Genomic DNA, 24,989 nt, shown 5'->3' on the forward strand with positions numbered 1-24,989 from the left:
CCCCCGGCCCCCCATGGACCAGCCGAGCGGCAGCCGCTAACGTCGCGAACCGTGCCCGAGGACCGACGAGTGCGCCGGCGGAGCGGGACCGGTGCCGCCCTGCTGCTGGCGCTGGTGCTGGCGGCCGTCGTGGTGACCGTGCTGCCCGGCCGCGACGACGGTGACGAGGGCGGCTGCACCCCGCGCACCATCGGCTCCTGGTCGGCCGACGACCGGCTCACCGCCGAGTTCGCCCGCTACGGCGACGACGCCGGCCGGGGCGACGACTGGACCGGCGGGGACGGGACGCACTCGGTGCGGTTGCCGGACGGCCGCTTGCTGTGGCTGTTCTCCGACACCTACCTCGGCGCGGTGTACGGCCCGCCCAACCCGCTCGGGGAGCCGTACAGCTGGCGCGACACCACCGCCCCGCTGGTGCGCAACTCGGCGGTGCTGATGCGCGACGGCCGCCTGGAGTCCACCCTCCCCGCCCCGCTGTTCCCGGACCCGGCCCCGAACCAGTGGCGCTGGCCGGTCGCGGCCCGCGTCGAGCCCCGCTCCCCCGGCTCCGACGAGCAGGTCGTCCGGGTGCTGCTGTGGGTGCGTACGACGGGCCAGTACCCCTGGATCTACGGCGTCCCGACCGCCACCGAGGTCGCCACGCTGTCCCTGCCCGACCTTCGGGTCGAGTCGATCACGAAGGTCCTGGACGAGCAGCGGGTGAAGGACCCGTCCCGGCGGGTGCTGTTCGGGACCACGCTGGTCGAACAGGGCGAGTGGACGTACGTCTTCGGGGGCGACGACGGCCAGGCCGCGTCCCGTGACGCCTCCTCCGCCTATGTGGCCCGGGTGCCGGTGGGCGGCCTCGCGGAGCCGGGTGCCTGGGAGTACTGGGACAGCTCAGCCTGGACGACGGGCGCCCGGCCCCGCCCGGTGCTCGGGGACGGGCGGCGCACCGGGGTCGGCAGCGCCTTCTCCGTCGTACGGCAGGACGGGACGTACGTGCTGTTCACCATGGCCGCGGGGACGAAGGGACTCGCGGCCGTGACCTCGTACTGGGCGTGTTCCCCCGCCGGTCCCTGGCACGGCCCGGAGGGGGACTTCACCCCGTCCCTGCCGGCGGGCCAGGTCGCCGCCTACAACCCGCAGGCGCATCCGGCGGTGTCCCGAGGCGGCGACGGACGGCTGGTGCTCAGTTACGACGTCAACTGGCTGGAGACGGCGGGGGCTTCGGCGCAGCTCAACCGGAACGTGTCGCTGTACCGACCGCGGTTCGTGACGCTGCGGCTGGTCCCGCGCCGCTGACGCCCCTGGTCTCCTCGGCGGTGTCCTCCGGGACCGGGTCGTGGGAGCGGCGCTTGGCGATCACCGCGCACACCATCAGCTGCATCTGGTGGAACAGCATCAGCGGCAGCACGGCGAGCGAGGCGTGCGCGCCGAACAGGACGCTGGCCATGGGCAGTCCGGAGGCGAGGGACTTCTTCGAGCCCGCGAACTGGATGGCGATACGGTCCTCGCGGCCGAAGCGGAGCGCCTTTGCGCCGTACCAGGTCAGGGCGAGCATCAGGGCCAGCAGGACGGCCTCGACGACCAGCAGTCCGCCGAGCCGGAGCGGGCTCACCTGGTGCCAGATGCCCTGGACCATGCCCTCGCTGAACGCGGTGTAGACGACGAGCAGGATCGAGCCGCGGTCGACGAGCCCGAGGACCTTCTTGTGGCGGGTGATGAAGCCGCCGATCCAGCGGCGGGTCAACTGTCCGGCCAGGAACGGCACGAGCAGCTGGAGCACGATCTCCAGGAGCGAGTCGGCCGAGAAGCCGCCGCCGCTGCTGCCGAGCAGGGCGGCCGCGAGGAGCGGGGTGACGACGATGCCGACCAGGGAGGAGAAGGAGCCGGCGCAGATCGCGGCGGGCACGTTGCCGCGGGCCATCGAGGTGAAGGCGATCGAGGACTGGATGGTGGAGGGGACCAGGGTGAGGAAGAGCAGACCCTGGTAGAGCGGGTCCGTCAGGAAGACCGGGACGAGTCCGCGGGCGGCCAGGCCCAGCAGCGGGAAGACCACGAACGTGCAGGCGAGGACGGTGACGTGCAGCCGCCAGTGCTTGAGGCCGTCCAGGGCCTCACGGGTGGAGAGGCGGGCGCCGTACAGGAAGAAGAGGAAGGCGATCGCCGCCGTGGAAGCTCCGGAGGCCACGTCCGCCGAGGTCCCTCGCGCCGGTACCAGGGCCGCCAGGCCCACGGTGCCGAGCAGCAACAGGATGTACGGGTCGACCGGCATCCAGGCCGGCCACTTCAGGCGCTTCACGGTGCTCCACTTACTCGTGTTGACGGTGGTACGGACATGCCGGGCACCTCCCCTCAGGACGGGGGGTCCCCCTCCATCGTCCTCCTTCACCTCTTGATCGGGAATCCCGCATACCACTCTGACTGTCATCACGTTTCGCGATAGCCTGACGGGCGTGTACGACCCGTCGCAGTTGCGTACGTTCCTGGCGGTGGCGCAGACGCTGAGCTTCACGCAGGCCGCCCGGCGGCTCGGGGTGCGCCAGTCGACCGTGAGCCAGCACGTCCGGCGTCTGGAGGACGCCGCGGGCCGGCAGCTGTTCAGCCGGGACACCCACTCCGTGGAGCTGACCGAGGACGGCGAGGCGATGCTCGGCTTCGCGCGCCGGATCCTGGAGGTGCACGACCAGGCGACGGCGTTCTTCACCGGGACCCGGCTGCGCGGGCGGCTGCGGTTCGGGGCGTCGGAGGACTTCGTGCTGACCCGACTGCCGGAGATCCTGGAGGGCTTCCGGTACGACCATCCCGAGGTGGACCTGGAGCTGACGGTCGAGCTGTCGGGCACCCTGCACGAGCAACTCGCCGCCGGGAAGCTGGATCTGGTGCTGGCCAAGCGGCGGCCCGAGGACCCGCGCGGTGAACTGGTGTGGCACGACCGGCTGGTGTGGATCGGGGCGGAGCGGCTGCGTCTGGACGCGGAGCGTCCCGTGCCGTTGATCGTCTATCCGCCGCCTGGGATCACCCGGGCGCTCGCCCTGGAGGCACTGGAGCGGCAGGGGCGGGAGTGGCGGATCGTCTGCACCAGCGGAAGCCTGAACGGGCTGATCGCGGCGGCCCGGGCGGGGCTGGGGGTGATGGCGCACTCCCGCGGGCTGGTGCCGCCCGGGTTGGCGCGGGTGCCGGACCGCTTCGGGCTGCCGGAGCTGGGACAGGTGGACTTCGTACTGGTCCACGGCCGACGTCGCACGCCCGCCCAGAGCGCGGCGGACGCGCTGACCGCGGCGATCCTGGCGGCCGGTGACCGCCTGCACCGACAGTGACCCCACCCACCGCCCGGCGCTGAACCCACCGCTGCTGCCCCCTACCGCATCGGCGCCGGATAAGTGAGCTGCTTGATCCGTCGCAGGAACACCGTGGTCTCCACGTGCTGCACGCCCTCCAGCCGGCCGAGCGGGCCGCTGAGGTAGGCGTACAGGTCGGCGGTGCTCTCGGCCAGCGCGGTGGCGATGATGTTGCACGGGCCGGTCGCCGCCGACGCGTGGGCGATCGGGGTGTGCCCGGCCAGCGCCTCCCCCACGGAGTGCAGCGTGGCCGGTGCCGCGGTGATCCACAGGATCGCGGCCACCGGATGGCCGAGGATCCCCGGGTCGCACTCCGAGTCGACGAACACGGCACCCGACGCGAGCAGGGCGGCGAGCCGGCGTTTGGCGGCGGACTCGGTGAGGCCCGTGGCCCGCTGCAACTCGGGGTAGGTGGCGCGGCCGTCCCGCTCCAGCGCGGCGAGCAGCGGCCCGTCCTGCGGGGTGATCCGGGCGGTCGCCGGGTCCGGTGCGCGGCGGGGCCGTAGCGCCTCGGTCTCCGCGGCGGTGAGCGCGTCGAGCTTGGAGACCCAGCTCTGCGCGCCGCCGTAGAAGCGGTGCAGCAGCTGGTGGGCGCGGATCTCCACCACGCTGGGGGTGCGCGGGAGCCTGCCGAGCAGGAGTTCGTCGTGGTCCAAGGGGCTGCGCGGCCGGGTCAGGCAGAGCACCTCGGTGCCGCCCGAGGCGAGCCCCACCCAGTAGGTGTCGGAGCGCTTGGCCAGGGCCTCCCCGATGGCCGGTGCGCTGTCCGGGGTGCAGCGCACCCGCAGCATCCACTGGTCCTCGCCGAGCCGGTGGGCGTCCCGCATCAGCACGACCCGCAGCCCGCCCTCGGCGCACAGCCTGCGGTAGCGGCGGGCGACGGTCTGGTCGGAGACGCCGAGCACCGCGGCGATCCGGCTGAAGGAGGCCCGGCCGTCGAGCGCCAGCGCGGACAGCAGACGCAGGTCGAGTCCGTCGAAGCCGGGCGACGGGGTGGGGGATTTCGTCTGCATACGGCCTTCCGATATCGGATTCCGGCACCTGGGCGCGGCCAGCCGTACTGATCGGCCGGTCTGCCCCATCGTACGAAGTCATCGGCATCCGTCGTACGAAGAGTGTGAGGAGTTGAGGACATGCGCACATGGGGGCCGCTCACGGCCGTCTGTCTGAGCACGTTCATGTTGTTGCTGGACGTGACGATCGCGGTGGTCGCGCTGCCGGACATGGCAAGGTCGCTGGACGCGTCGCTGAGCGATCTGCAGTGGGTGATGGACGGGTACGCGCTGACGCTGGCCGCGCTGCTGCTCGGGGCGGGCGCCGCGGCCGACATCCTGGGGCGGCGTCGCGTGCACGTGGTGGGGGTCGTGGTGTTCGCGGCGGCCTCGCTGCTGTGCGGGCTGGCGAGCGGTCCGCTGATGCTGGTCGCCGCGCGCGCGGTCCAGGGGCTCGGGGCGGCCGCGATGCTCGCGACCACGCTGCCGCTGCTGGGCTCCGTCTACCGGGACCGGCGGCGCTCGGTGGCGATCGGCGTGTGGGGCGCGGTCAGCGGCGCCGCGGCCGCGGTGGGCCCGCTGCTCGGCGGGGTGCTGACGGACGGGCCGGGCTGGCGGTGGATCTTCTACGTCAATCTGCCGGTGAGCGTGGCCGCGGTGTGGCTGACCCTGAAGGTCGTACCGGAGTCGCACGGCTCGCGCGAGCGACGGATCGACTGGGCGGGCACGGCGGCCTTCGCGGCCTTCGCGGGCGGTCTGACCTACGGGGCGGTACGGGCCGGGCAGCACGGCTGGGGCGAGACGGGCACCCTGCTGGTGCTCGCCGCGGCCCTCCTCGCGCTGGTCGCCTTCGTGGTCGTGGAGTGGCGCGGTGCCGACCCGCTGCTGGATCCGCGGCTGTTCCTGAAGCCGGCGTTCTCCGGAGTGATGGTGGGTGCGCTCGCCTTCAACGCGGCCGCGTTCAGCCTGATGGCGTACGACTCGATCTGGATGCAGACGCTGCTCGGGATGAGTCCGGTGCGCGGCGGGCTGGTCTTCCTGTGGCTGTCGCTGTCGTCGTTCGTGGTGGCGGCCGTCGGCGGGCGGCTGCTGCACGGGGTGCCGGCGCGGATCACGGTCGGGGGCGGTCTGCTGCTGATCGGCACGGGGCAGTTCTGCATGACGGGCCTGGACGCGGGGTCGACGGCGTCCGCGCTGGTGCCGGGGATGGTGCTGCTGGGGGTCGGTACGGGGCTGGTCGCGCCCGGGATCGCGGGCGCCGCGCTGGCCGCCGTACCGCAGGACCGGTCCGGGATGGCCGGGGGCGCCGTCAACGCCTTCCGGCAGCTCGGCTTCGCGCTCGGGATCGCCGGGTACGGCACGGTGCTGACCGCGCGGATGCGCGACACGCTGCCGCCGGACGCGGCCCACGCGCTGGCGGGCGGGGCGGCCGGTGCGCTGCGCGGTGCCCTTTCGGAACACACGCTGCGGACGGCGTTCGCCTCGGGCCTGAACTCCGCGGCCGTGGTCGCGGGACTGACCGCGACGGTCGCCGGGGCGCTGGTGCTGGCCCTGGTCCGGACGGATCGCGCGACACGGATCGGAGTGACGGATTCCGCGCCGGTGGCGCTGAGGGAAGAGGAGGCGGCGCCCAGGGCATAACCGTTTCACCAAGGTGGCGAGCCGTAGTCGGGTCGTACAGATTCAGTGGAGATTACGGCTCCGAACCTTTCTCAAACCGTCAGTTCTGTGTCCGACCCTTCCCTATGTGAGCGCATTTTCCGGTACTGACCAGGCCATACATGAGCACCGCTCGGCTTCGGCCCCCCTCCCGCCGTATGTCTGGGTGGGGTAGCTTTCACGGCGCTGTGCGGAGCGTCACTGAGCGCCAGGGAGAGCGGGGAGCGGGGTTTGCGCGAGTTCACCAACCCTCCGTTGGCGTTGGCACCCCCCGTGGGCGGACTGGCCGACGTCGTCTTCGAGCATGCCCAGAACCATCCCCTGCACATCGCCCTCGGCCGCAAGGACGAAACCGGCCAGTGGCGGGACGTGACGTCCGCGGAGTTCCGGGACGAGGTCATGGCCCTCGCCAAGGGGCTGCTCGCCCAGGGCATCCGCTTCGGGGACCGGGTCGCGATCATGTCCCGCACCCGCTACGAGTGGACGCTGTTCGACTTCGCGCTGTGGACGATCGGGGCGCAGGTCGTCCCCGTCTACCCGACCTCCTCCGCCGAGCAGTGTTTCTGGGCGCTGTACGACGCCGAGTGCACGGCCGCGATCGTGGAGCACGAGGACCACGCGATGACGATCGCCACCGTCATCGACCGGCTCCCCCGGCTGCACCGGCTGTGGCAGCTGGACTCCGGCGCGGTGCAGGAGCTGTACGACGCGGGGGCCGCCATCGAGGACGAGGTGGTGCACCGGCACCGGCAGGCGGTCACCCCGGACTCGGTCGCCACGATCATCTACACCTCGGGCACCACCGGCCGCCCCAAGGGCTGTGTGATCACCCACGGCAACTTCATGTACGAGGCGGACACCGTCATCGAGCGCTGGGAGCCGGTGTTCCACTCCAAGAAGGGCGACGAGGCGGCGACCCTGCTGTTCCTGCCGCTCGCGCACGTCTTCGGGCGGATGGTGCAGGTGGCCGCGATCCGCGGCGGGGTGCGTTTCGGCCACCAGCCGCAGATGAACGCGGCCGCGCTGCTGCCGGACCTCGCCGCGTTCAAGCCGACGTTCTTCCTCGGGGTGCCGTACATCTTCGAGAAGGTCTTCAACGCCTCCCGCCGCAAGGCCGAGAAGGAGGGCAAGGCGGGGCCGTTCGAGAAGGCCGTCGACGTGGCCGTGAAGTACGCGGAAGCCATGGAGGCCAAAGCCTGGGGGCTCGGGCCCGGCCCGTCGGCCGGGCTGCGGATGCAGCACCAGCTCTTCGACAAGCTCGTCTACTCCAAGATGCGGGCGGCGATGGGCGGCCGTATCAAGCAGGCCATGACCGGCGGTTCGGCCATGGACCGCAAGCTGGGACTGTTCTTCGCCGGCGCGGGCGTGCACATCTACGAGGGGTACGGCCTCACCGAGTCCACGGCGGCCGCCACCGCCAACCCGCCCGAGCGCACCCGCTACGGCACGGTCGGCCAGCCCATCCCCGGCATGACCGTGCACATCGCGGACGACGGCGAGATCTGGCTGTACGGCAACAACATCTTCCAGGGCTACCTCAACAACGAGAAGGCCACCGACGAGACCCTGCACGACGGCTGGCTCGCCACCGGTGACCTGGGCTCCCTGGACGAGGACGGCTATCTCACCATCACCGGCCGCAAGAAGGAGATCCTCGTGACCTCCGGCGGCAAGAGCGTCTCCCCCGGGGTGCTGGAGGAGCGGGTGCGCGACCATCCGCTGGTCTCACAGTGCATCGTGGTGGGCAACGACCGGCCCTATGTCGCCGCCCTGGTCACCCTCGACCAGGAGGCCGTCGAGCACTGGCTGGGGATGCGTGACAAGCCGCGGATGTCCCCGGCCCAGCTGGTGCGGGACGCCGACCTGGAGACCGAGGTGCGGCGCGCGGTGGTCGCCGCCAACACCCTGGTCTCGCAGGCCGAGTCGATCCGCACCTTCCGTATCCTCGCGCAGCCGTTCACCGAGGAGCACGGACTGCTGACGCCGTCGCTGAAGCTGAAGCGCAAGGCGATCGAGGCGGCGTACGCGGACGAGGTCGAGGCCCTGTACCGGGCCTGACGGCCCGCCAGAACTGTGGTCCCTGACGCCCTGTCAGCTGATCGTCACGCGAAAGATCTTGTCCGATCCGTCCGCCGCTCCTCCGTTGTTGTCGCAGTTGGTGGTCGACAGCCACAGCTGGTCGGCGCCCGGCACCTTGGTGACCGTGCGCAGCCGGCCGTAGGTGCCCACGTAGTACGCGGTCGGCGTGCCCACGCTCTCGTTGTCGCCGTTGATCGGGATCCGCCACAGCCGCTCCCCGCGCAGGGATGCCATGTAGACGACGTTGCGCACGATCGCGATGCCGCTCGGCGAGGCCTCCGAGACGTTCCAGGTGGCCTTCGGGTTGGTCATGCCCGCGGTGGAGCAGGTGCCCTCGCAGACCGGCCAGCCGTAGTTGGCGCCGGGCTTGATCAGGTTGAGTTCGTCCTTGGAGCTGTTGCCGAACTCCGCTTCCCACAGGCGGCCGTTGCGGTCGAAGGCGAGGCCCTGCGGGTTGCGGTGGCCGAGGCTGTAGACGAGGTTGCCGAACGGGTTGCCCGGGGCCGGTTTCCCGTCCGTCGTCATGCGCAGGATCTTGCCGTTGAGGGAGTTCTTGTCCTGCGCCAGGTCCGGGGTCTGTGCCTCGCCGGTGGAGACGTAGAGGTAGCCGTCGGGGCCGAAGGCGAGGCGGCCGCCGTTGTGGTAGCGGTTCTTCTTGATGCCTTGCAGGAGGACCGTGTAGTCGCTCAGGGCGGTCCCGTCGTACGTCATGCGGACCACCCGGTTGCCCTCGGACGCGGTGTGCATGAAGTAGACGTGGTGGTTGGTCTCCCACTTCGGGTCGACGGCGACGCCGAGCAGTCCGCCCTCGCCGTTGGTGGTGACGGCGTTCGGGACGGTGCCGACCTGCGTCTTCGTACCGTCCTTGGTGACCTTCCAGACCCGGAAGTCGTCCCGCTCGGTGACCAGCGCGCTCTTGCCGTCGGGCAGCCAGAAGACGCCCCAGGGGATGGTCCAGCCGGAGGAGAGGGTGGCGACGGAGGACGGGACGCCGCCGTCGGTGGCGCACGCCTTGGTGGTGAAGGTGACCGTGTTGCTCGGCTGGGAGACGTTGCCGGCCGCGTCACGGGCGACGACGTTCAGGCTGTACGGGCTGTTGCAGGCGAGCCCGGTCAGCGTGGTCGAGGTGCCGGTGACGGACTTGTAGACGGTGCTGTCGCTGCGCACGTCGTAGCCGGCGACCGCCCGGTCGTCGGTGGCGGCGCCCCAGCTCAGTGCGGCGCTGTTCGCCGTGACGTCGGCCGCGGACAGGGTGCCGGGTTTGGTCGGCGGGGTGGTGTCGGAGCTGGGCTTGGTGGTGCAGTCGACGACGGGGCTCGCCGGTGAGGTGTTGCCTGCCGCGTCTCGGGCGATGACGGTCAGGTTGTAGGTGGTGCCGGGGGTGAGGCCGGTGATTACATTGCTGGTCGAACCGCCGGACGCCTCACCGATCTTGTTGCCGTGCTCGTAGAGGTCGTACGCCGTCACACCCACGTTGTCGGTGGCGGCGCCCCAGGCCAGCGTGAGCGCGTTCTCGCCGATGTCGGAGCAACTGGGCTGTCCGGGGCGGCTCGGGGCCTGGGAGTCGGTGGCCGCGTCGACGCCGATGCGGTCGAGGTTGGGGCCTCCGGCGGCGGTGGTGGCGGTCGCGCGGATCTTCGCGGAGCCCGCGGTGAGGGGAAGGTTGACGGTCTTGGTGACCCACGTGTTCCAGTCGGCGGTGGCCGGGAAGGAGACGGCCGGCGACACGACCGTACCGTTCACGGAGAGGTCCATGGGGCGATCGGTGGCGGTCCCGTTGGCGTAGCGGAAGGTGACCGCCGTGGTGCCCGCGGAGGCCGCGCTGACCGTGAACTCCACGTACGAGCCCTGGACGTTGGTGTAGTCGACGAAGCCGGTGCCCGTGTAACCGGTGTGATTGGTGGCCACCGTGCCCTGCACGACGGTCGCGTCCTCGGCCTGGTAGTCGGTGGCCGCGAGCGCGCTGCCCTGACTCAGGCCGGCGAGCGGCAGAGCGAGGGCGGCGGCGAGGCCGTAGGGAAGAAGTCTGCTGTTCTTCACGGATGTTCCCTTCAGCCCGTGTACTGGGTGAAGACCTTGAGGTAGTCGTACGGCTGCTGCGTCACGCCGCTGCACGCGTCGCCGTCGGTGCCCGAGCCGCAGGGGCGGTCGCGGTTGACGGACCAGTAGGTGAGGCGCCCGATGTGGTGCTGCTGGGCATAGGCGAGCATGGTCTTGAAGTCGGCGACGCGGACACGCTCACCGGAGTCGTCGGTCCTGCCGTTCATCGACGACAGGCCGATGTGGGCGTAGGCGGTGGCGTCGCTGTAGCCGTAGGCCGACTTGACGCGGGCCTTGAGGCCCTCCATGGCCTGGGTGGTGAGGGTGCCCATGTTCGTGGTGCCGCCGCCGAAGTCGAACGGCATGATGCACCACACGTCGTTCGCCAGGCCCGAGTTGGCGGCCCGCTTGATCATGTCGACGCCGGTGGCGTCGGGGCCGCTGGTCGTGGTGCCGAAGGTGATGACGGTCTTCAGGCCCGGGTTGTTCGCCTTGACCGTCTTCAGCGCGTCGACGACCCGCTGCCGTACGGTCGCGTTGGACCACTCGGTGTTCTCGATGTCGATGTCGAAAGCCTTCAGCTGGTAGGCGTTGATCACCTTCTGGTACGCGCCGGCGAGCGCCGAGGCGCTGGAGCACTTCTCGCCGAGCTTCGCACCGCTCCAGCCGCCCACGGAGACCATCACGTCCCCGCCGGCCCCTCTGATCGCGTTGATCTTCGCCTGGTCGTCGCCGCCGGTGAGCGGGCGGGAGCCGTCCCACTTCGGGTTGCAGGTGCCGTCGGAGAGGATGAAGGCGAGCGTGAACCACTTGACGCCGGTCGCGGACATCACGGCCGTGGGGTTCTGGGGGCTGCCCCAGCCGAGGTACTCGTAGGGGGCGACGGCCATGCCCGGTGAAGCAGCAGCTGCCTTCAGGGAGTTGACGGGCTTGACGCGGATGAGCCGGGTCTCGCCCGGGCGCAGGGTCGCGCTGTAGGAGTTTGCGATCACGCCCTTGTGCGCGCCGGACCACAGGTCGGTGACGTCACCGGGGCCGGTGAAGCCGACCTGCGACCAGTCCACGCTCACGGTCGCGTTGCCCGAGGTGCCGGTGTTGAACAGGGCCACGACGTACTGGCCGTCGCTCTCCTTCTTGCTCCAGACCTGGCGCACACCGCTGTTGACGATCCGCTTGGCCGCGACCCCGTCCTGGTCCACGCCGATCAGCCGGTCGTTGGTCAGCATCGCCTTGTCGACGGAGTCGAGGTGGGTGAGGTCGGTGCCGAGCAGCAGGGGTGAGGCCGCCATCGCCCACAGGGTGAAGTGGGAGCGCCGCTGGTCGGCGGCCAGGCCCACCTGGTCGCCGTTGCCGATCTCCAGTGAGTCCAGGTCGTTCCAGCCGCCCGGTCCGGCGTACGGCTGCCAGGAGGCGGCCGAGTCGAAGCGCTTGGAGACGTGGGACCAGTCGGTGAGCGGATAGCCGCTGCCGTTGGAGCCGGGTCCGCAGTAGCACTCCACGTCACCCTGGGTGCGCCAACTGTTGGCCAGCTTGCGCCAGGTGGTGGCGTCGGCGATCGGAAGGTTGTTGGAGAGCGCGTAGTTGATGGACCGTCCGCTCGCCCTGAGTGCCTTGTCCCAGGCCTGGACGTCGGGGATGTCGGCACTGCCCACCCCGTCGATCTTCAGGTAGTCGACACCCCAGGACGCGAACTGCTTGGCCCACGAGTTGACGAATTCCTGGGAGCCCGGCTTGGAGTAGTCGATGTAGTACATGTTCTTGCAGTTGTAGTTCTTCTCGGTCTTCGAGGTGTCCGCGATGTCCTTCGCGTGGTACGGGGTGCCCTCGATCGGCGTGTTCTTCAGCACGGCGTTCTTCGCGATGCCGGGCGTGACGTAGAAGCCGAACTTCAGGCCCTTGGAGTGGATGTAGTCGGCGAGGGCCTTGATGCCGGAGGGGAACTTGGCGGAGTCGACGGTCCAGCGGCCGTAGGAGTCGACGACGAAGCCGTCGGAGTCGCACTTCTGCCAGAAGTCGTCGAGGTTGACGTACACGAAGCCGTGGTCCTTGAGGCCATTGGCGACCAGGGCGTCGGCCTGCGCCTTGATCTTCGCCTCGGTGGGCGTGCGGCGCACGAAGCTCCAGCTGGACCAGCCCATGGCGGGCCGGACGGACTGGCCGTTGTCGGAGGCGGCCGCCGGATGGGCGCTGCTCATGAGCGGCACCATCGCGGCGAGGAGCAGGCCGACCACCGTGGCCGTGAGCGATCTGACACGGATCATGACTGTCCCCCGTTCGCGGGTGTGGCGTACGACGTGCCGATCCACGCCTCGTCGATGCGCAGGCGCTTGTAGCGGGTGGTGTCGGTGGCAGCGGCCCAGGTGGTGTCGACCTCCAGGCGGACGTAGCGGGCGTTGGCGGCGGTCAGGTCAATGCCCTGGATTCCGCGCCGACTTGGCAGCTGACCGGTCTTGACCGCGCTCCCCCAGGTCGAGCCGTCATTGCTCAGGTACACCTTGTAGTCCTTGATCCGCGCGGACTGCTCGGTGTCCGAGCGGGCGTAGGCGACGGAGTCCTCGCGCTGGTTGAGGCCGAGGTACTGCACCTTCTTCGCCGAGCCGAGGTCGAAGGTGAGGTTCACCGGCAGCGTCTTGTTGCTGTCCCAGTAGGTGAGGTAGTCGCGGTCACCGGCGGCCTGGCCCGTGTGCCCGCTCGCCGAGGCGCTCGCGCTCACCTTGACGCCGGTGAGGATGCCCTGGCGGCCGGCGGTGGTGACCTTGAAGACGGTGTCGTACGGGTCCCAGTCGCCCAGGCCGGTCAGGGTGAGCACGCCGCCGGACTGGGACCAGGAAACGGCTTTGCCGGTACGGAGGTTGGTGACCGAGGCGATGCGGTAGCCGTTGTCCCGCACGCGCAGGGTGCTGGTGCTCGGCGGGGTCAGGACGTGCACGTACTGCCGGTCGGCGTCGGCCTTCGCGATGGTCGTGACGCCGTAGGCGCCGTCGTTCCAGGCGCCGGGTTTGAGGCCGCCGTACAGGTAGCCGCCGCCCTCGGTGCCGTGCAGGGACTCCCAGATGGGGTCGAGGTAGGAGTCGGCGAAGGTGTTGAAGGCGGCCTGGTTGGCCGGGAACGTGCCGTTGACCTGGGCGGTCTCCGCCATCAGCGCCTTCACCGAGGAGCCCGCGTTGGTGATCAGGCGGCCGAGGGTGAGCGCGCGGTCGACGGAGGGGTCCGAGCCGCTGTACCACCAGGCACCGGTCGACGGGAGCTTGAAGTCAGCTTCGGTGAGGCGGGGTTGGGCGGTGTAGACGGCCTGCGGGTAGTCGTAGGCCGGGGTCATGCCCGTCTTCTGCTCATTGCTGATCATGTCCATGATCGGCGTGTCTTCGTTGTTGTTGCTGAGCGTGTAGTTCGGGCGCTTGTCGTAGATCTGCCGGTAGAGGTCGTGGCTCTCCCAGTAGGAGCTGTCGTTGTCGATCCAGAAGCCGCCGAGCTCGGGATAGCGGTCCATGACCTCGAAGAAGTTGTCATAACTGAACTGCCCGAAGCCGTCGTTGGTGGTCAGGTCGACGTTCTTGCCCTTGTAGGAGGAGTAGGCGGCGGAGTCGAGCCACTCGTGGCCGCCCTCGTCGTGCCACTGGGGGTCGTTGGTCATGTAGAGGATGACCTTCATGCCCTTGGCCTTGGCGGCGGTGATCAGCTCGCCGAGGAAGTCCCGCTCGGTGGAGCAGGAGCCGGGGATCCTGGAAGGCCAGGGGCGGGCGTAGCCGAGGCGGCTGTGGAAGCTGGCCAGGACGAGGTACTGGGTGTGCAGCTTCTGGGCCTCCTTGACCCAGTAGTCGGGACTCCAGCCCCCGTTCGTGACGTCGTTCTCCCAGGCGGTGCAGCTGGTGTGGGCCGGTGCGGTGCGCAGGCCCCAGTGCAGGAAGAGGCCGCCGACGGAGTCGCGCAGGAAGTCCTGGCGGGGGTTCTCGAGGTCGAGCGGCTTCACTGCCGTACTGCCGCAGTCCTGGCTTCCCGAGATCCGCAGGGCGCCCCCGGAGGTGTTGTGACTGTCCGTCAGGCAGACGCCGGTGGCGTCCTGGAGGCCCACGTCGTACGGGGAGCCGGAGCCCTTCTGCGCGGTGAACCGGGTGAGCCGGATGCCGTCGGCCGCGTTGACGATGAACGCCGGGCGGCCGTCGTCCGCGGCGAACTTCACCGAGCTGTCGGTGAACCGGATGTCGTCGGCGTTGTGGAGGTACCAGCCGTAGGCCGGCCGGGTGCCGATGGCCTTGGGGTTGTAGTCGTTAGGGTCGTTGGCCGGCACACCGGTGGACATGGTGCCGGAGCCGCCCGGGACCGTGATGTCGACGTTGGTGAAGGTCACGCCCTTGATGCGGTGGCCGGTCTCGCCCCACAGGGTCGGGCTGAAGGACGGGCTGCTGCCGGTGGCCGTGATGTCGTCGTACGTGATGTCGCTGGTCGATCCGACCCCGGGGCTGTTTCCGCACCGCTTTCGCGTACCGATCTTCTGCATGATCGGCGAGTGCACGTTCGTCATCGTGATGTCGCGGTAGTGGACGTCGGAGATCTTCGCGCCGTCCATCGACACCATGCCGAGGCCGGACTTGTCGGCGCCGTCGATCCGGATGTTCTCGAACCGGTAGTCCGAGAAGTCGCCGCAGGTCTCCGAGCCGAACATGAGGGCGTTGCAGCAACGGGCCGACAGGAAGCTGTCGTTGACGCGGACGTGGCCGTTGGGGAGCTTGGCGCCGAGGGCGTAGTCGCTCTTGAAGACCAGGGCGTCGTCGTTGGCCCTGATGTTCGCGTTGGTCACCGTGACGTTCGTCGTGGAGATGATGTTCCAGCCGTCACGGTCGCTCGCGGTGTCGATGGTCAGGTGGTCCGAGGTGACGTTCGTGCAGCCGTTGATCAGCGCCGCGAAGTGGCCGCCGCGGCGGAGGGTGAGGCCGTCGCCGATCGTGAGTCCGTCGCACCGGGTCAGCGAGATGATCTTGTCGGCCTCGCCGGACTTGGGGTTGCCGGTGATCAGGTTGCCCATGCCGTCGATGACGCCCTCGCCGACGAAGCCGATGTCGGTCAGCCGGTCGCCGTGGATCATCGCGTTGCGGAAGTGGCTGTGCCCGTAGTCCTGGTAGGCGTCGTACGGGTTGGACTCGGCCTTGTCGTAGGTGTCGGCGCTGGAGCCCTGGAGGGTGGCGCCCTTGTCTAGCCGGAGCGTCACATGGCTCTTCATGTGGATGGTGTTCTTCGACTTGTAGTCACCGGGCGGGAAGCGCACGACTCCGCCGCCCGCCGCCGAACTCGCCGCGGTGATCGCCTTGTTGACGGCGGGGGTGTCGTTGGCGGAGCCGTCTCCCTTGGCGCCGTAGTCGCGTACGTCGAAGACGGCGGCGGCCGGGGACGGGCCCCGCGGGGTGGCCGGGGCCGCAGGGTGGCCGAGTCCGAGGACGAGGGCGACGACGAAGAGGACGATCGCCGCCCCTCGCGCGCGTGGAGCAGTGGTGGGGGGTGTCAAGGTGCCGGCTCCTCAGACGAGTTGGTAGCCGCGCAGGTTGGTGAGCAGCAGGTAGGTGTTCTGGAGGGAGCCGGAGGTGTCGCCGAGGGAGCGGTAGATGCCCCACTTCGGGCGGACGCGGTCGGCCAGGAAGGTGTCGACGCCGGTCTTGGACGCGTCGATGACGGTCGAGCCGCCGGACTTCAGGATCCAGCGGACCGAACCGGCCGAGCCGTCGCCGACCTTGATCTGGAAGTCGACGTCGGTCCACTTGTCGTGCAGCGGGTCCAGGTCGGTGCGGCCGACGAGGATGTCGTCGATGGCGAGCTTCAGCTCGATGGTCTGTTTGCCGTTCACCCGGCGCAGGGACTGCACGACGATCGGCGAGGTGCCGCTGCCGGGCTGCTTCATCTGCATGATGTGGGTGAAGGTCGTGGTCGCCTTCAGGGAGCTCGGGATGTACATCGAGTAGGTGAGCCGCCAGGTCTGGCCCTTGGTCCACTTCAGGTAGTTGCCGCCGCTGCCGTTGCGGAGCCCGGTGACCTCCTGGCGCTGGCGGTCGGTGGAGGTGTCGCGGTCGACGGTGTGCATGTCGAACCGCCAGTTGTTGCCGGTGGCGTAGATGTGCGGCCGACCGCCGGGGTGCGAGTCGGCGCGGTCGTCCTCGATCGTCTCGAAGGCGCCCAGGCCGTCACCGCTCGCGGACGGGGCCCACTTCTGCTGCCAGGAGGCGGCGTGGGCGGTGGTCGCGGTCGGCAGACCGACCGCGGCGGCCGTGGCACCGCCCAGCGCGGCGCCCAGCAGCACCCTTCGTGATGTGCTCATGACACTAATCACCTCGCAGTTGTTCGTTCATGATCAGGAAGGCGCCCAGGCCGTGGAAGTCGTTGACGGCCCGGGTACGGGCGACGTAGTACGCGTAGTCGCCGACGTTGGTGCCGACCGAGATGTCGGCGAGTTCGGTACGGCCGTCGGAGCCGACCGACAGCTTCGCCAGGACGCCCTGGTAGCCGCGCCGGGCCACGGCGGCGTAGCGCGGGGCCAGATAGCCGCGCTCGGCGCCGCGCGAGAGGGCGTAGGTGAACATGCTGGAGCAGGACGTCTCGGTCCAGTTGTCGCTCCGGCCGCCCTTGTCGATCACCTGGAACCAGCGGCCGGTCGCCGGGTCCTGGTACTTCTCCAGGCCGGCCGCCAGCTTCCGCAGGATGGCGAGGAGCCGGGGACGACGGGGCTGGTCCGCCGGGACGGCGTCGAGGACATTGACGAGCGCCATGGAGTACCAGCCGACCGCCCGGCACCAGTGCTCGGGGGCGAGCCCCGTGTCCGGATCGGCCCAGCTCACGCTCTTCGACTCGTCGTAGGCGTGTCTCAGCAGCCCGTTCGCGACCTGGAGATGGCCGCCGTAGACCGCGAGTTGACGTACCGCCTCGGCGTCCGTGCTCCCGCTCTCGCCGAACTCCGCGCCGTACTCGACGAGGAACGGGTTCACCATGTAGACGCCGTCCGACCAGAGTTGGTGGGCGCGGCTCGCGGTGTCGGCATGCCAGAAGCCGCCGTCGTCCGTGCGCGGGTAGGTGGCGAGGCGGTCGAGGATCTTGCGCGCGGCGGTCCGGTAGCGGGCCTCGCCCGTCTCGTGGTGGAGGATCACCAGCAGCCGGCCGGCCTGCATGCTGTCCAGGCTGTTGAAGGACTGGCCGATGGAGCCGTCGGCGCCGACGAACCGGTCGACGTAGCTCTTGATGTACGCGAGGTAGCGGGCGTCGTGGGTGCGCCGGTAGGTGAGGTACTGGCCGTAGAGATACAGGCCGACCGGGTAGGACCAGCCTCCGATGGTGCTCGGCGTGTAGCGGGCCATGGTGGAGTCGACCATGGCGACGGACCAGTCCCGGTCCGGGCCCTGGGCGGTGGAGGGGCCGGTGGGCGGGGGTGCGGCCGCCGGCACGGTGACCAGGGTCACGGCGGCGAGCGCGAGGGTCGTCAGTGCCGTACGCAGACGACGGCGTCTCATGTTCCTCCCTCTCCGTGAGTCAGGAGACACGGGAAACATCGGATGAAAGCCAACGCGGATTCATGTACGTGAACTGAGTTCAGAATTCCGCTCGGTTGGCGCGATCCAGAGTCGCGGCAGGACCGTCAGCGGTCAATGGTCTGTACCGAAGAGATCGGATGCATTTCCGGCCAATTTCAGCCATCGGCTGCTGACCGGCGGGTCAGTTCGGACGGATTCCGCGGTCAGGAATGCATCACGGCCCGTGATCGTTGACGATGGGAGTACCACCTGACGACAACCGTAAGGATCAAGAGCTCGTGAGCAGCAAGGTCCCCCCGATCATCCTCAACAACGGCGTCGAGATGCCCCAGTTGGGCTTCGGCGTCTGGCAGGTGCCGGACGCCGAGGCGGAGCGCGCGGTCAGCACGGCGTTGGAGGCCGGGTACCGCAGCATCGACACAGCGGCGATCTACGGCAATGAAGAGGGCACCGGCAAGGCCATCGCGGCGTCCGGGGTGCCCCGCGAGGACATCTTCGTCACCACCAAGCTCTGGAACAGCGACCAGGGCTACGACGCGACTCTGCGCGCCTTCGACACCTCGCTGGACAAGCTCGGCCTGGACTATCTGGACCTGTACCTGATCCACTGGCCGACGCCCTCCCGCGACCTGTACGTGGACACCTACAAGGCGTTCGAGAAGCTGCACGCCGACGGCCGGATCAAGGCGATCGGCGTCTCCAACTTCGAGCCCGAGCACCTGCGGCGGCTGATCGAGGAGACGTCCGTCGTCCCGGCCGTCGACCAGATCGAGCTGCACCCGCACCTCCAGCAGCACGCGGCCCGCGAGTACCACGCGGAGCAGGGCATCGCGACCGAGGCCTGGTCGCCGCTCGGCTCCGGCAAGGGCCTCCTTGAGGTCCCGGCCATCGTGGCCATCGCCCAGAAGCACGGCCGCACCCCGGCCCAGATCGTGCTGCGCTGGCACCTCCAGCTCGGCAATGTCGTGATCCCGAAGTCCGTGACCCCTTCGCGGATCAAGGAGAACATCGAGGTCTTCGACTTCAGCCTGGACACCGAGGACCTGGCGGCGATCAGCGCGCTCAACGAGGACCGGCGCCTCGGCCCGGACCCGTCGACGTTCAACGCCGCCTGACGGCACAGCGGTTCGGCCGGCGGTGGGCCCCTGTCGCAGGGGGCCACCGCCGGCCGTCGTGTGTCCGGCATCAGCCGGACCGTGCATGACCCCGCGGGTCAGACGGGCTGCCCGATCGGCCGTACGACCACGGTGTTGATGTCGACGCCCTCCGGCTGCCGTACGGCCCACACCACCGAGTCGGCGATCTGGTCCGCGGTGAGCAGGTGGCCGGGCGGCAGGCTGCCGTAGCTGTCCCAGAACGGCGTCTCCACGCGCCCCGGGGCGACCAGGGTGACCCCGACGCCGAACTCCGTCACCTCACGCCGGGCGTTCTCGGCGAGCCCGGTCACCGCCCACTTCGTCGCCCCGTAGATGTTGCCGGGCCCGTGGACGAACCCGGCGACGCTGCCGATCAGCACGATCCGGCCGCGGGTCTCCTTGAGCGCGTCGATGGAGGCGCGGATGAGGAGCGCGGGGCCGAGGACGTTGGTCAGCACCATCTCGCTCCAGCCGGCCGGGTCGCCGGCGGCCACGGTGTCGTGCGTGGCGAAGCCGGCGTTGGCGATGACGGTGTCCAGCCGCCCGAACTCCTTGAGTGTGCCGTCGACGGCGGCCCTGACGTCCCCGTACTCGGCGGCATTGCCGACGAAGGTCAACAGACCGTCCGGCTCACCGAGTTCCTCGGCGAAGCCCCTGAGCCGCGCCTCCCCCCGGCCGGTGACGGCCACCCGGTGCCCCGCGTCGAGCAGCTGCCGCGCGACCGCGGCGCCGATACCACTGCCACCGCCGGTGATGAGCGCGACCGGTGCGTCGGACATGGCTTCCCCCTGTGTTCCGCTGTGCTCCTGTGGATGGCAGGGAGTACATCAGTTGGAGCGTTCTCGAAGTCAAGTGCCCGGGCGGGGCGGTGTCACCCGGTCCGCACAGCGGTGTGCACCGTGTGCACCGCCAGCAGGAACACGTCCGCCCGCCGATGCACGCTCGCCGCGTCCTCGGGGTCCAGCAACCGGTCGAGCGTCTCCCGGTCGTCCGGGTCCAGCTGCTCCGCGAAGACCTCCCGCAACCGTCCCAGCGACGCGGCGATGTAGGTCCGGGCCCGGTCCGTCGTCGGTGCCGGGAGGTCCAGCATGAAACTGCGCGTGCCCGTGTGCCGGAGGCCCGCGGAGGCCATCAGTGCGGGCCAGTCCTCGACCTCGGCGACGGAGTCGGCGAGCCCCGCCCGCATGCCGGCGAACCACTCCTCCTCCAGCGCGTCGAGCCGCGCCTGGAGCCCCGGGCGCCCGAGGCCGATGTCCCGCGGCAGGAACCGGGCCGGCAGGCCGCCTTCCATCAGCGCCAGCGTGCCCCCGCGCGCCAGCCGCGAGGCGAACGCGGCGATCCCGGCCCGCTGGTCGCCCAGGTGGTGCAGGCTCCGGCTGGCCCACAGCAGGTCGGCGGGGTAGTCCAACTCGTCGAGGATCCCGGGCAGTTCACCGGCGAGGGTGCCGAAGCGGTCGGCGAGACCGAGTCGCGCGGCCCGGTCCTGGGCCCGCTCCAGCAAGGGCTCGGCCCCGTCCACGGCGACGACCCGGGCCCCCGGGAAGGCCTCCGCGAGCAGACAGGAGAGCACCCCGGGCCCGCTCCCCGCGTCGACGATCAGCCCCGGCTCGGTCTGTTTGTGCCCGAGCCACGCCAGGGCCCGCTCGTACAGGGGTGTGAACAGTTCCGCCTGGGTCTCCAGGTGCTCGGCCATCCTGGACCAGTCGATGTCGGTGTGGTCGTGACCATGGTCGTGGGTGCCGTTGTGGTGGTGGTTGTGCGCCATGGGGCCAGCCTCTCCTCGGGATGCGACCAGCGTGCGCCGACGCACCGCGAAGAGCCAGCGATGTTGCCGTGACAGCAAAAATGACGGCAAAGCGGGCGCAAAGAAAATGGGATGCGCCGGCGCGGCACATCCACCACCATGACCCGCATGCACGACGAACTGGTGGAGCGCTTCCTCGAAGACGGCTTCGTGAAGATCGAGGGCGCCTTCCCGCCCCGCGTCGCCCAGCACTGCGCGTCGCTGCTGTGGCGGGAGACGGGCTACGACCGTGAGGACCCGGCCTCCTGGAAGGACCCCGTGGTCTGGGTGGCCGACATGGCGCAGGGCCCGTTCGCGGCGGCCGTGAACTCACCGGTGCTGCATGAGGCCTTCGACCTGCTGGTGGGCGAGAACCGCTGGCACTCCCGCTACTCGCTGGGCAGTTTCCCGTTGCGGTTTCCGCACGCGGCGGAACCCGACGACGCGGGCTGGCACATCGAGGGCAGTTACCTTCCCGAGGACGCGCAGGCCGGCATGTACCACACCAACCTGCGCTCCAGGGACCGCGCGTTGCTGATGCTGTTCCTGTTCAGCGAGGTCACCGAGCAGGACGCCCCCACCCGTATCCGCGTCGGCTCCCATCTCGACGTACCGCCGGTCCTGGAGCCGTACGGCGAACAGGGCGCGTCCTTCCTGGAGTTGGGCCCGAAGGTGGACCAAGCCTCGGCCCACCGTCCGCTCGCCCACGCCACCGGTGTCCCGGGCGACGTCTACCTCTGCCACCCCTTCCTGGTCCACGCGGCCCAGCCCCACCACGGCACGAGGCCCCGCTTCATGGCGCAGCCTCCGCTTCTTCCGGCAGAGCCCTACGAGTTGGATCGCGCCGACGGCGACTACTCGGCGGTGGAGTTCGCAATCCGCCGGGGCCTGGCCGAGGAGAACTGACCAGACCCCGGGCGGCGTAGTGCTTTTAGGGGCGCGGGGAACTGCGCGACCAGCCACAACGGACCCGTGGCCGACATCGCACAGCCCCCCGCATCCACTCAGAGCGCGGGGTACGCGTTCTTCATGAGCTCCTGGAACTGCGCCGAGAACCAGTGCCCCGACAGCGGAGCGTTCGGCAGCGCACCCGACATGTTGTTGTTGTTCCGCGGGTTGCCGGTGTACGTCGGGTCGCACATCCGGTCGAAGCCCTTGCCCTCGTCGTTCGGGATCGCGGAGCTGGACCCGTCGGACTCACCCGGGGGCTTGATCCACACGTAGGCGTCGATCCCGGCGGCCGGGGAGGCCTTGGGACGCTCACCGAGACCGGCCCCGGCCTGGTTGCACCAGTTGCCGACATGGATGCGCCGGTCGATGCGGCCACCGTTGACGTAGGTGTCGACGTCGGTGGTCGCGCCGGGCCCGGTCGGACGGGCGGAGCCGCCCCACCCGTTGCGGGAGGTGTCGATCAGCATGCCGACACCGGAGGCGAAGCCCTGGTTCACGGCCTCCTGGCGGAAGGCCTGGGCGAAGGAGAGCTCGTCGGTGTAGCGGTTCCAGTCCACCCACTTCGACTCGCGCACGGACTTGCCGGCCACGGAGTCGTTGATGGTGAAGTACTGCTCCTTCAGCGCGCTGTAGTTGGCGGTGTTGGTGATGAAGCCCTGCACGTCGTTGACGGTGGCGCCCTCGGCGGTCGCCGCCTGCTTGATGGTCTGGACGGTCGCCGAGAAGTTGTCGTCCCAGCCGATCCAGCCGTGGTGTCCGGCGTCCACGTAGTTGTAGACGTTGGGGGCGTCACCGAGCTTGTTCAGGGCGTAGCCGACGCCCTTGATGTAGTTGCCGTTGGCCTTCATCGTGTCGCAGTTGGCGGTGGCGGTGGCCCGCGGCGACACGTTGGTGACGAGGTTGGGCAGCGAGTCGATCTCGATCGTGTTGACGATCCGCAGCGAGGCGTACTTGGGGTCGGCGAGGATCGCGGCGATCGGGTCGATGTACTGCGTCTTGTACTTGTCGATCTCCGTGGCGCCGAGTTCGCCGTTGGAGGCGAGCGCCGCGCAGTCACGGCCGGGCAGGTTGTAGATGACCAGCTGGACGACGAGCTCGCCGCTGCCCTTCTGCTCCAGGGCCTTGTCGAGGTGGGCGCGCAGCCCCATCCCGCCGTTGACACCGTTGATCGCGGCGATCCGGTCCAGCCACACGCCGGTGGGCTGGTTGGAGATCCTGCTGCCACCGGGCTCGGCGGCGGCCTTCGCGGACCACTCGGGGTTCACGTACACCTTGGCGCCCGCGTACGGGTTGTCGACCTTGGTGCCGCCACCGGGGTCCGGTGGGTTCGTCGGTCCGCTGCCGCCGTCGTCGACGTTGCAGGTCACGCCGTCGAGGGTGAAGGTGGCCGGGACGGCGTTGCTGCCGCTGTAGGTGCCCTGGAAGCCGAAGCTGACCGAACCACCGGTGGCCAGCGTGCCGTTGTAGCTCTCGTTGGTGGCGGTGACGGCGGTACCACTCTGGCTGATCTTGGAGTTCCAGAAGTTGGTGACCTTCTGGTTTCCGGCGTACGACCACTTCAGCGACCAACTCGACTTGGCGGCGCTGTTGTTGGTGATCGTGACGGCGGTGGTGAAGCCGGTGTCCCACTGGTTCTGCACCTTGTAGTCCACGGTGCAGGGGATCGCGGCGATGCCGGCCTCCCCGGGGGCCACGGCGAGCGCGGTCCCGGAGGCCCCGGCGACGAGCGCCATGGCAGCGAGGAGCGCTGTTCTCGTACGACTCATGAGTGCGGGTTTCCTTCTCGTTCGCGGGTGTTGTCCGTCGAGCGGGTGCTGTGCGTCGAGCGGGTGCTGTGCGTTTGAGCGGTGTTATCCGTTCAGGGCACGCAGATGGTCACGCAACCCGGTGCCGAACGCTGTGGGTGTGCCGTCGTAGCCGCTGATCAGGGCGGGCCCGGAGGAGCAGTCCCAGGTGTTCCAGGTCCAGCCGAGATACGACAGGCCGCGGGCGTCGAACCACTTCATGACCTGGTCGATGAATCCGTGGGAGCAGGTGTTCTCGCCGATCTCCCCTGCCACCAGCGGCACTTGTGCGGCCACCGGGGCGAGCGTGGAGTTCCAGCAGCTCTCGTTCGAGCAGGCGTTGAAGTTGTACACGTGCCAGGCGGCGGCGAGATTGCCCGCCGGGTCGGTGGGCTTGTACGTCAGCCACTGGCTGAGGTCGTTCGACCAGGTGATCCCGCCGGCCAGGATCAGGTTGGTGGCGCCGGTGCCCCGCACGCTGTCGACGAGATCCTGCATGCCGGCGACCTCGTACCCGATGCCCGGGCAGCTGCCGCCGTCCCGCCAGCACTGCCACGCCTGGGTGGTCGTGGTGGTGGCGCGGTCCGGGTAGGGCTCGTTGAACAGGTCGAAGACTACGGTGGGGTCGCTCTTGAAGGTGTTGGCCACCGACGCCCAGAAGGAGGGCGTGTACTGCATGTCGGGCATCGGCTTCTGGCAACTGGCGTGCACGTCGGTGCAGCCGGCGGAGTTCCCGGTGTACTGCCCGTAGGTCCAGTGCAGTTCGACCACGGGGGTCATGCCGTGCGCCTTGACCTTGGCGACCAGGCCCTTGACGGCGTTGATGTAGTTCGCACCGGCGTAGGCCGGGTTGATGTTGGCGAGGCCCAGCCAGCACTCCTCGTTCAGGGGAATGCGGACCGTGTTGGCCTTCCAGTCGGCGATCGCCTTCACCGAGGCGTCGTCGACCGGTCCGTCGAAGATGCCGCGGCCCTGGACGCACATGAACTCGCCGCCGGACCGGTTCACGCCGAGGAGCCGGCGTGTGGTGCCGCCCGCGTCCACGAGCTTGTTGCCGGCCACGCGCAGTGCGGGGGGTGTGCCGTCACCGGGTCCCGGCGGGGGGTCCGTGGGGTCCGGTGTGGGTTCGGTGTCCGTGTTGCAGGCCGTGCCGTTGAGCTTGAACGACGTGGGTACGGCGTTGCTCCCGGACCAGGACGCGATGAATCCGGCGCTGACGCTCGCTCCGGTGGCCAGGGAGCCGTTGTAGCTCTCGTTGGCAGCGGTGACCGTCGTACCGGACTGGGACCACTTCGCGTTCCAGCCCTGGGTGAGCTTCTGACCGCCGGTGAAGCCGAAGGAGAGGCTCCAACTGCTGACGGCGGCGCTGTTGTTGGTGATTTTCACGGCCCCCTGGAAGCCGCTGTCCCACTGGCTGGTGACGGTGTACTCCACCGAGCAGGCAGGTGCGGCGCCGGACGCCGTGACCGCCGGAACCATCACGGACCCCACAAGGGCGACCGCGCCGGCTACGGCTAAAAGTACTGAACGCGGGGGGTGTCGCATGAGCGACTCCTTGCAGATCAGCGCGCCGTGACGGACGCGTCGACTGATGGAATCGCTCCCACTGGTGTCAAGGAAGGTAGCGCCAAGTGACGGCAAAGAACAGAGGGGTCACTGACTTTTGCTCAACCCCATTCGTCGAATCTTTTCGACTGTTCACAAGCCTTGACCCCTTGTACCCCCATCCTCACT

General features: G+C 69.5%; 17 protein-coding genes. 6 read left to right on the forward strand and 11 right to left on the reverse strand.

Annotated features, from left to right (window positions below; all coding sequences use genetic code 11):
* The first annotated feature begins 51 nt into the window (after positions 1-51).
* Positions 52-1,284, forward strand: a complete 1,233-nt coding sequence (locus OHN19_RS07610) for a DUF4185 domain-containing protein (RefSeq protein ID WP_330263415.1) — start codon at positions 52-54, stop codon at positions 1,282-1,284.
* Here the strand turns inward: OHN19_RS07610 and OHN19_RS07615 are convergent.
* On the reverse strand, positions 1,220-2,257 hold the full coding sequence (locus OHN19_RS07615; protein WP_330269549.1) for a bile acid:sodium symporter family protein: 1,038 nt from the start codon (positions 2,255-2,257) through the stop codon (positions 1,220-1,222). The two genes, OHN19_RS07610 and OHN19_RS07615, sit on opposite strands and share 65 nt — an antisense overlap.
* 181 nt (positions 2,258-2,438) lie before the next feature.
* Between OHN19_RS07615 and OHN19_RS07620 the strand changes: the two genes are divergently transcribed.
* A complete protein-coding gene (locus tag OHN19_RS07620; protein WP_330263416.1) occupies positions 2,439-3,302 on the forward strand; it encodes a LysR substrate-binding domain-containing protein in 864 nt (287 codons plus the stop codon).
* A gap of 41 nt (positions 3,303-3,343) precedes the next feature.
* On the opposite strand, the gene OHN19_RS07625 is transcribed toward OHN19_RS07620, so the two are convergent.
* Positions 3,344-4,336, reverse strand: a complete 993-nt coding sequence (locus tag OHN19_RS07625; RefSeq protein WP_330263417.1) for an Lrp/AsnC family transcriptional regulator — start codon at positions 4,334-4,336, stop codon at positions 3,344-3,346.
* A 120-nt stretch (positions 4,337-4,456) separates the two neighbouring features.
* Between OHN19_RS07625 and OHN19_RS07630 the strand changes: the two genes are divergently transcribed.
* Positions 4,457-5,956, forward strand: coding sequence for an MFS transporter (locus tag OHN19_RS07630; protein WP_330263418.1), 1,500 nt, complete (start codon positions 4,457-4,459; stop codon positions 5,954-5,956).
* A 249-nt stretch (positions 5,957-6,205) separates the two neighbouring features.
* Positions 6,206-8,032 (forward strand): AMP-dependent synthetase/ligase, encoded by a 1,827-nt coding sequence (locus OHN19_RS07635; RefSeq protein WP_330263419.1) that lies wholly within the window; start codon positions 6,206-6,208, stop codon positions 8,030-8,032.
* A gap of 33 nt (positions 8,033-8,065) precedes the next feature.
* Here OHN19_RS07635 and OHN19_RS07640 read toward each other — a convergent pair whose 3' ends face one another.
* From OHN19_RS07640 to OHN19_RS07660, 5 genes are read right to left on the reverse strand one after another with little or no spacing between them, the layout of a single operon-like run.
* Positions 8,066-10,093 (reverse strand): PQQ-dependent sugar dehydrogenase, encoded by a 2,028-nt coding sequence (locus OHN19_RS07640; RefSeq protein WP_330263420.1) that lies wholly within the window; start codon positions 10,091-10,093, stop codon positions 8,066-8,068.
* Between the two features lie 11 nt (positions 10,094-10,104).
* The gene (locus OHN19_RS07645; RefSeq protein WP_330263421.1) at positions 10,105-12,354 is read right to left on the reverse strand and encodes an alpha-galactosidase; all 2,250 of its coding nucleotides are present in this window, start codon (positions 12,352-12,354) and stop codon (positions 10,105-10,107) included.
* On the reverse strand, positions 12,351-15,593 hold the full coding sequence (locus OHN19_RS07650) for a glycosyl hydrolase family 28 protein (RefSeq protein ID WP_330263422.1): 3,243 nt from the start codon (positions 15,591-15,593) through the stop codon (positions 12,351-12,353). The genes OHN19_RS07645 and OHN19_RS07650 overlap by 4 nt, the downstream gene beginning before the upstream one ends.
* Positions 15,594-15,605: 12 nt before the next feature.
* Complete coding sequence (locus tag OHN19_RS07655) at positions 15,606-16,397, reverse strand: heparin lyase I family protein (protein ID WP_330263423.1); 792 nt, start codon at positions 16,395-16,397, stop codon at positions 15,606-15,608.
* Between the two features lie 4 nt (positions 16,398-16,401).
* On the reverse strand, positions 16,402-17,580 hold the full coding sequence (locus tag OHN19_RS07660) for a glycoside hydrolase family 88/105 protein (RefSeq protein WP_330263424.1): 1,179 nt from the start codon (positions 17,578-17,580) through the stop codon (positions 16,402-16,404).
* Positions 17,581-17,879: 299 nt separating this feature from the next.
* On the opposite strand from OHN19_RS07660, the gene OHN19_RS07665 reads away from it, so the two are divergent.
* On the forward strand, positions 17,880-18,716 hold the full coding sequence (locus tag OHN19_RS07665; protein ID WP_330263425.1) for an aldo/keto reductase: 837 nt from the start codon (positions 17,880-17,882) through the stop codon (positions 18,714-18,716).
* Positions 18,717-18,814: 98 nt separating this feature from the next.
* On the opposite strand, the gene OHN19_RS07670 is transcribed toward OHN19_RS07665, so the two are convergent.
* The gene (locus OHN19_RS07670; protein WP_330263426.1) at positions 18,815-19,516 is read right to left on the reverse strand and encodes an SDR family oxidoreductase; all 702 of its coding nucleotides are present in this window, start codon (positions 19,514-19,516) and stop codon (positions 18,815-18,817) included.
* A 92-nt stretch (positions 19,517-19,608) separates the two neighbouring features.
* Positions 19,609-20,502 (reverse strand): class I SAM-dependent methyltransferase, encoded by an 894-nt coding sequence (locus OHN19_RS07675; RefSeq protein ID WP_330263427.1) that lies wholly within the window; start codon positions 20,500-20,502, stop codon positions 19,609-19,611.
* 147 nt (positions 20,503-20,649) lie between these two features.
* Between OHN19_RS07675 and OHN19_RS07680 the strand changes: the two genes are divergently transcribed.
* Positions 20,650-21,426 (forward strand): phytanoyl-CoA dioxygenase family protein, encoded by a 777-nt coding sequence (locus OHN19_RS07680; protein ID WP_330263428.1) that lies wholly within the window; start codon positions 20,650-20,652, stop codon positions 21,424-21,426.
* A gap of 98 nt (positions 21,427-21,524) precedes the next feature.
* Here the strand turns inward: OHN19_RS07680 and OHN19_RS07685 are convergent, their stop codons facing one another.
* Positions 21,525-23,237 (reverse strand): glycoside hydrolase family 6 protein, encoded by a 1,713-nt coding sequence (locus OHN19_RS07685; RefSeq protein WP_330263429.1) that lies wholly within the window; start codon positions 23,235-23,237, stop codon positions 21,525-21,527.
* Between the two features lie 84 nt (positions 23,238-23,321).
* Complete coding sequence (locus OHN19_RS07690; RefSeq protein ID WP_330263430.1) at positions 23,322-24,800, reverse strand: cellulase family glycosylhydrolase; 1,479 nt, start codon at positions 24,798-24,800, stop codon at positions 23,322-23,324.
* Positions 24,801-24,989: the final 189 nt, after the last annotated feature.

The organism is Streptomyces griseorubiginosus, assembly GCF_036345115.1.
Classification (GTDB): Bacteria; Actinomycetota; Actinomycetes; order Streptomycetales; family Streptomycetaceae; genus Streptomyces; species Streptomyces griseorubiginosus_C.

Bases quoted from the DNA above. Each gene is read 5' to 3' on its own strand.
- OHN19_RS07615 (WP_330269549.1), bottom strand. From the start codon at position 2,257: ATGCCGGTCGACCCGTACATCCTGTTGCTGCTCGGCACCGTGGGCCTG.
- OHN19_RS07625 (WP_330263417.1), bottom strand. From the start codon at position 4,336: ATGCAGACGAAATCCCCCACCCCGTCGCCCGGCTTCGACGGACTCGAC.
- OHN19_RS07630 (WP_330263418.1), top strand. From the start codon at position 4,457: ATGCGCACATGGGGGCCGCTCACGGCCGTCTGTCTGAGCACGTTCATG.
- OHN19_RS07645 (WP_330263421.1), bottom strand. From the start codon at position 12,354: ATGATCCGTGTCAGATCGCTCACGGCCACGGTGGTCGGCCTGCTCCTC.
- OHN19_RS07655 (WP_330263423.1), bottom strand. From the start codon at position 16,397: ATGAGCACATCACGAAGGGTGCTGCTGGGCGCCGCGCTGGGCGGTGCC.
- OHN19_RS07660 (WP_330263424.1), bottom strand. From the start codon at position 17,580: ATGAGACGCCGTCGTCTGCGTACGGCACTGACGACCCTCGCGCTCGCC.
- OHN19_RS07670 (WP_330263426.1), bottom strand. From the start codon at position 19,516: ATGTCCGACGCACCGGTCGCGCTCATCACCGGCGGTGGCAGTGGTATC.
- OHN19_RS07675 (WP_330263427.1), bottom strand. From the start codon at position 20,502: ATGGCGCACAACCACCACCACAACGGCACCCACGACCATGGTCACGAC.
- OHN19_RS07680 (WP_330263428.1), top strand. From the start codon at position 20,650: ATGCACGACGAACTGGTGGAGCGCTTCCTCGAAGACGGCTTCGTGAAG.
- OHN19_RS07685 (WP_330263429.1), bottom strand. From the start codon at position 23,237: ATGAGTCGTACGAGAACAGCGCTCCTCGCTGCCATGGCGCTCGTCGCC.
- OHN19_RS07690 (WP_330263430.1), bottom strand. From the start codon at position 24,800: ATGCGACACCCCCCGCGTTCAGTACTTTTAGCCGTAGCCGGCGCGGTC.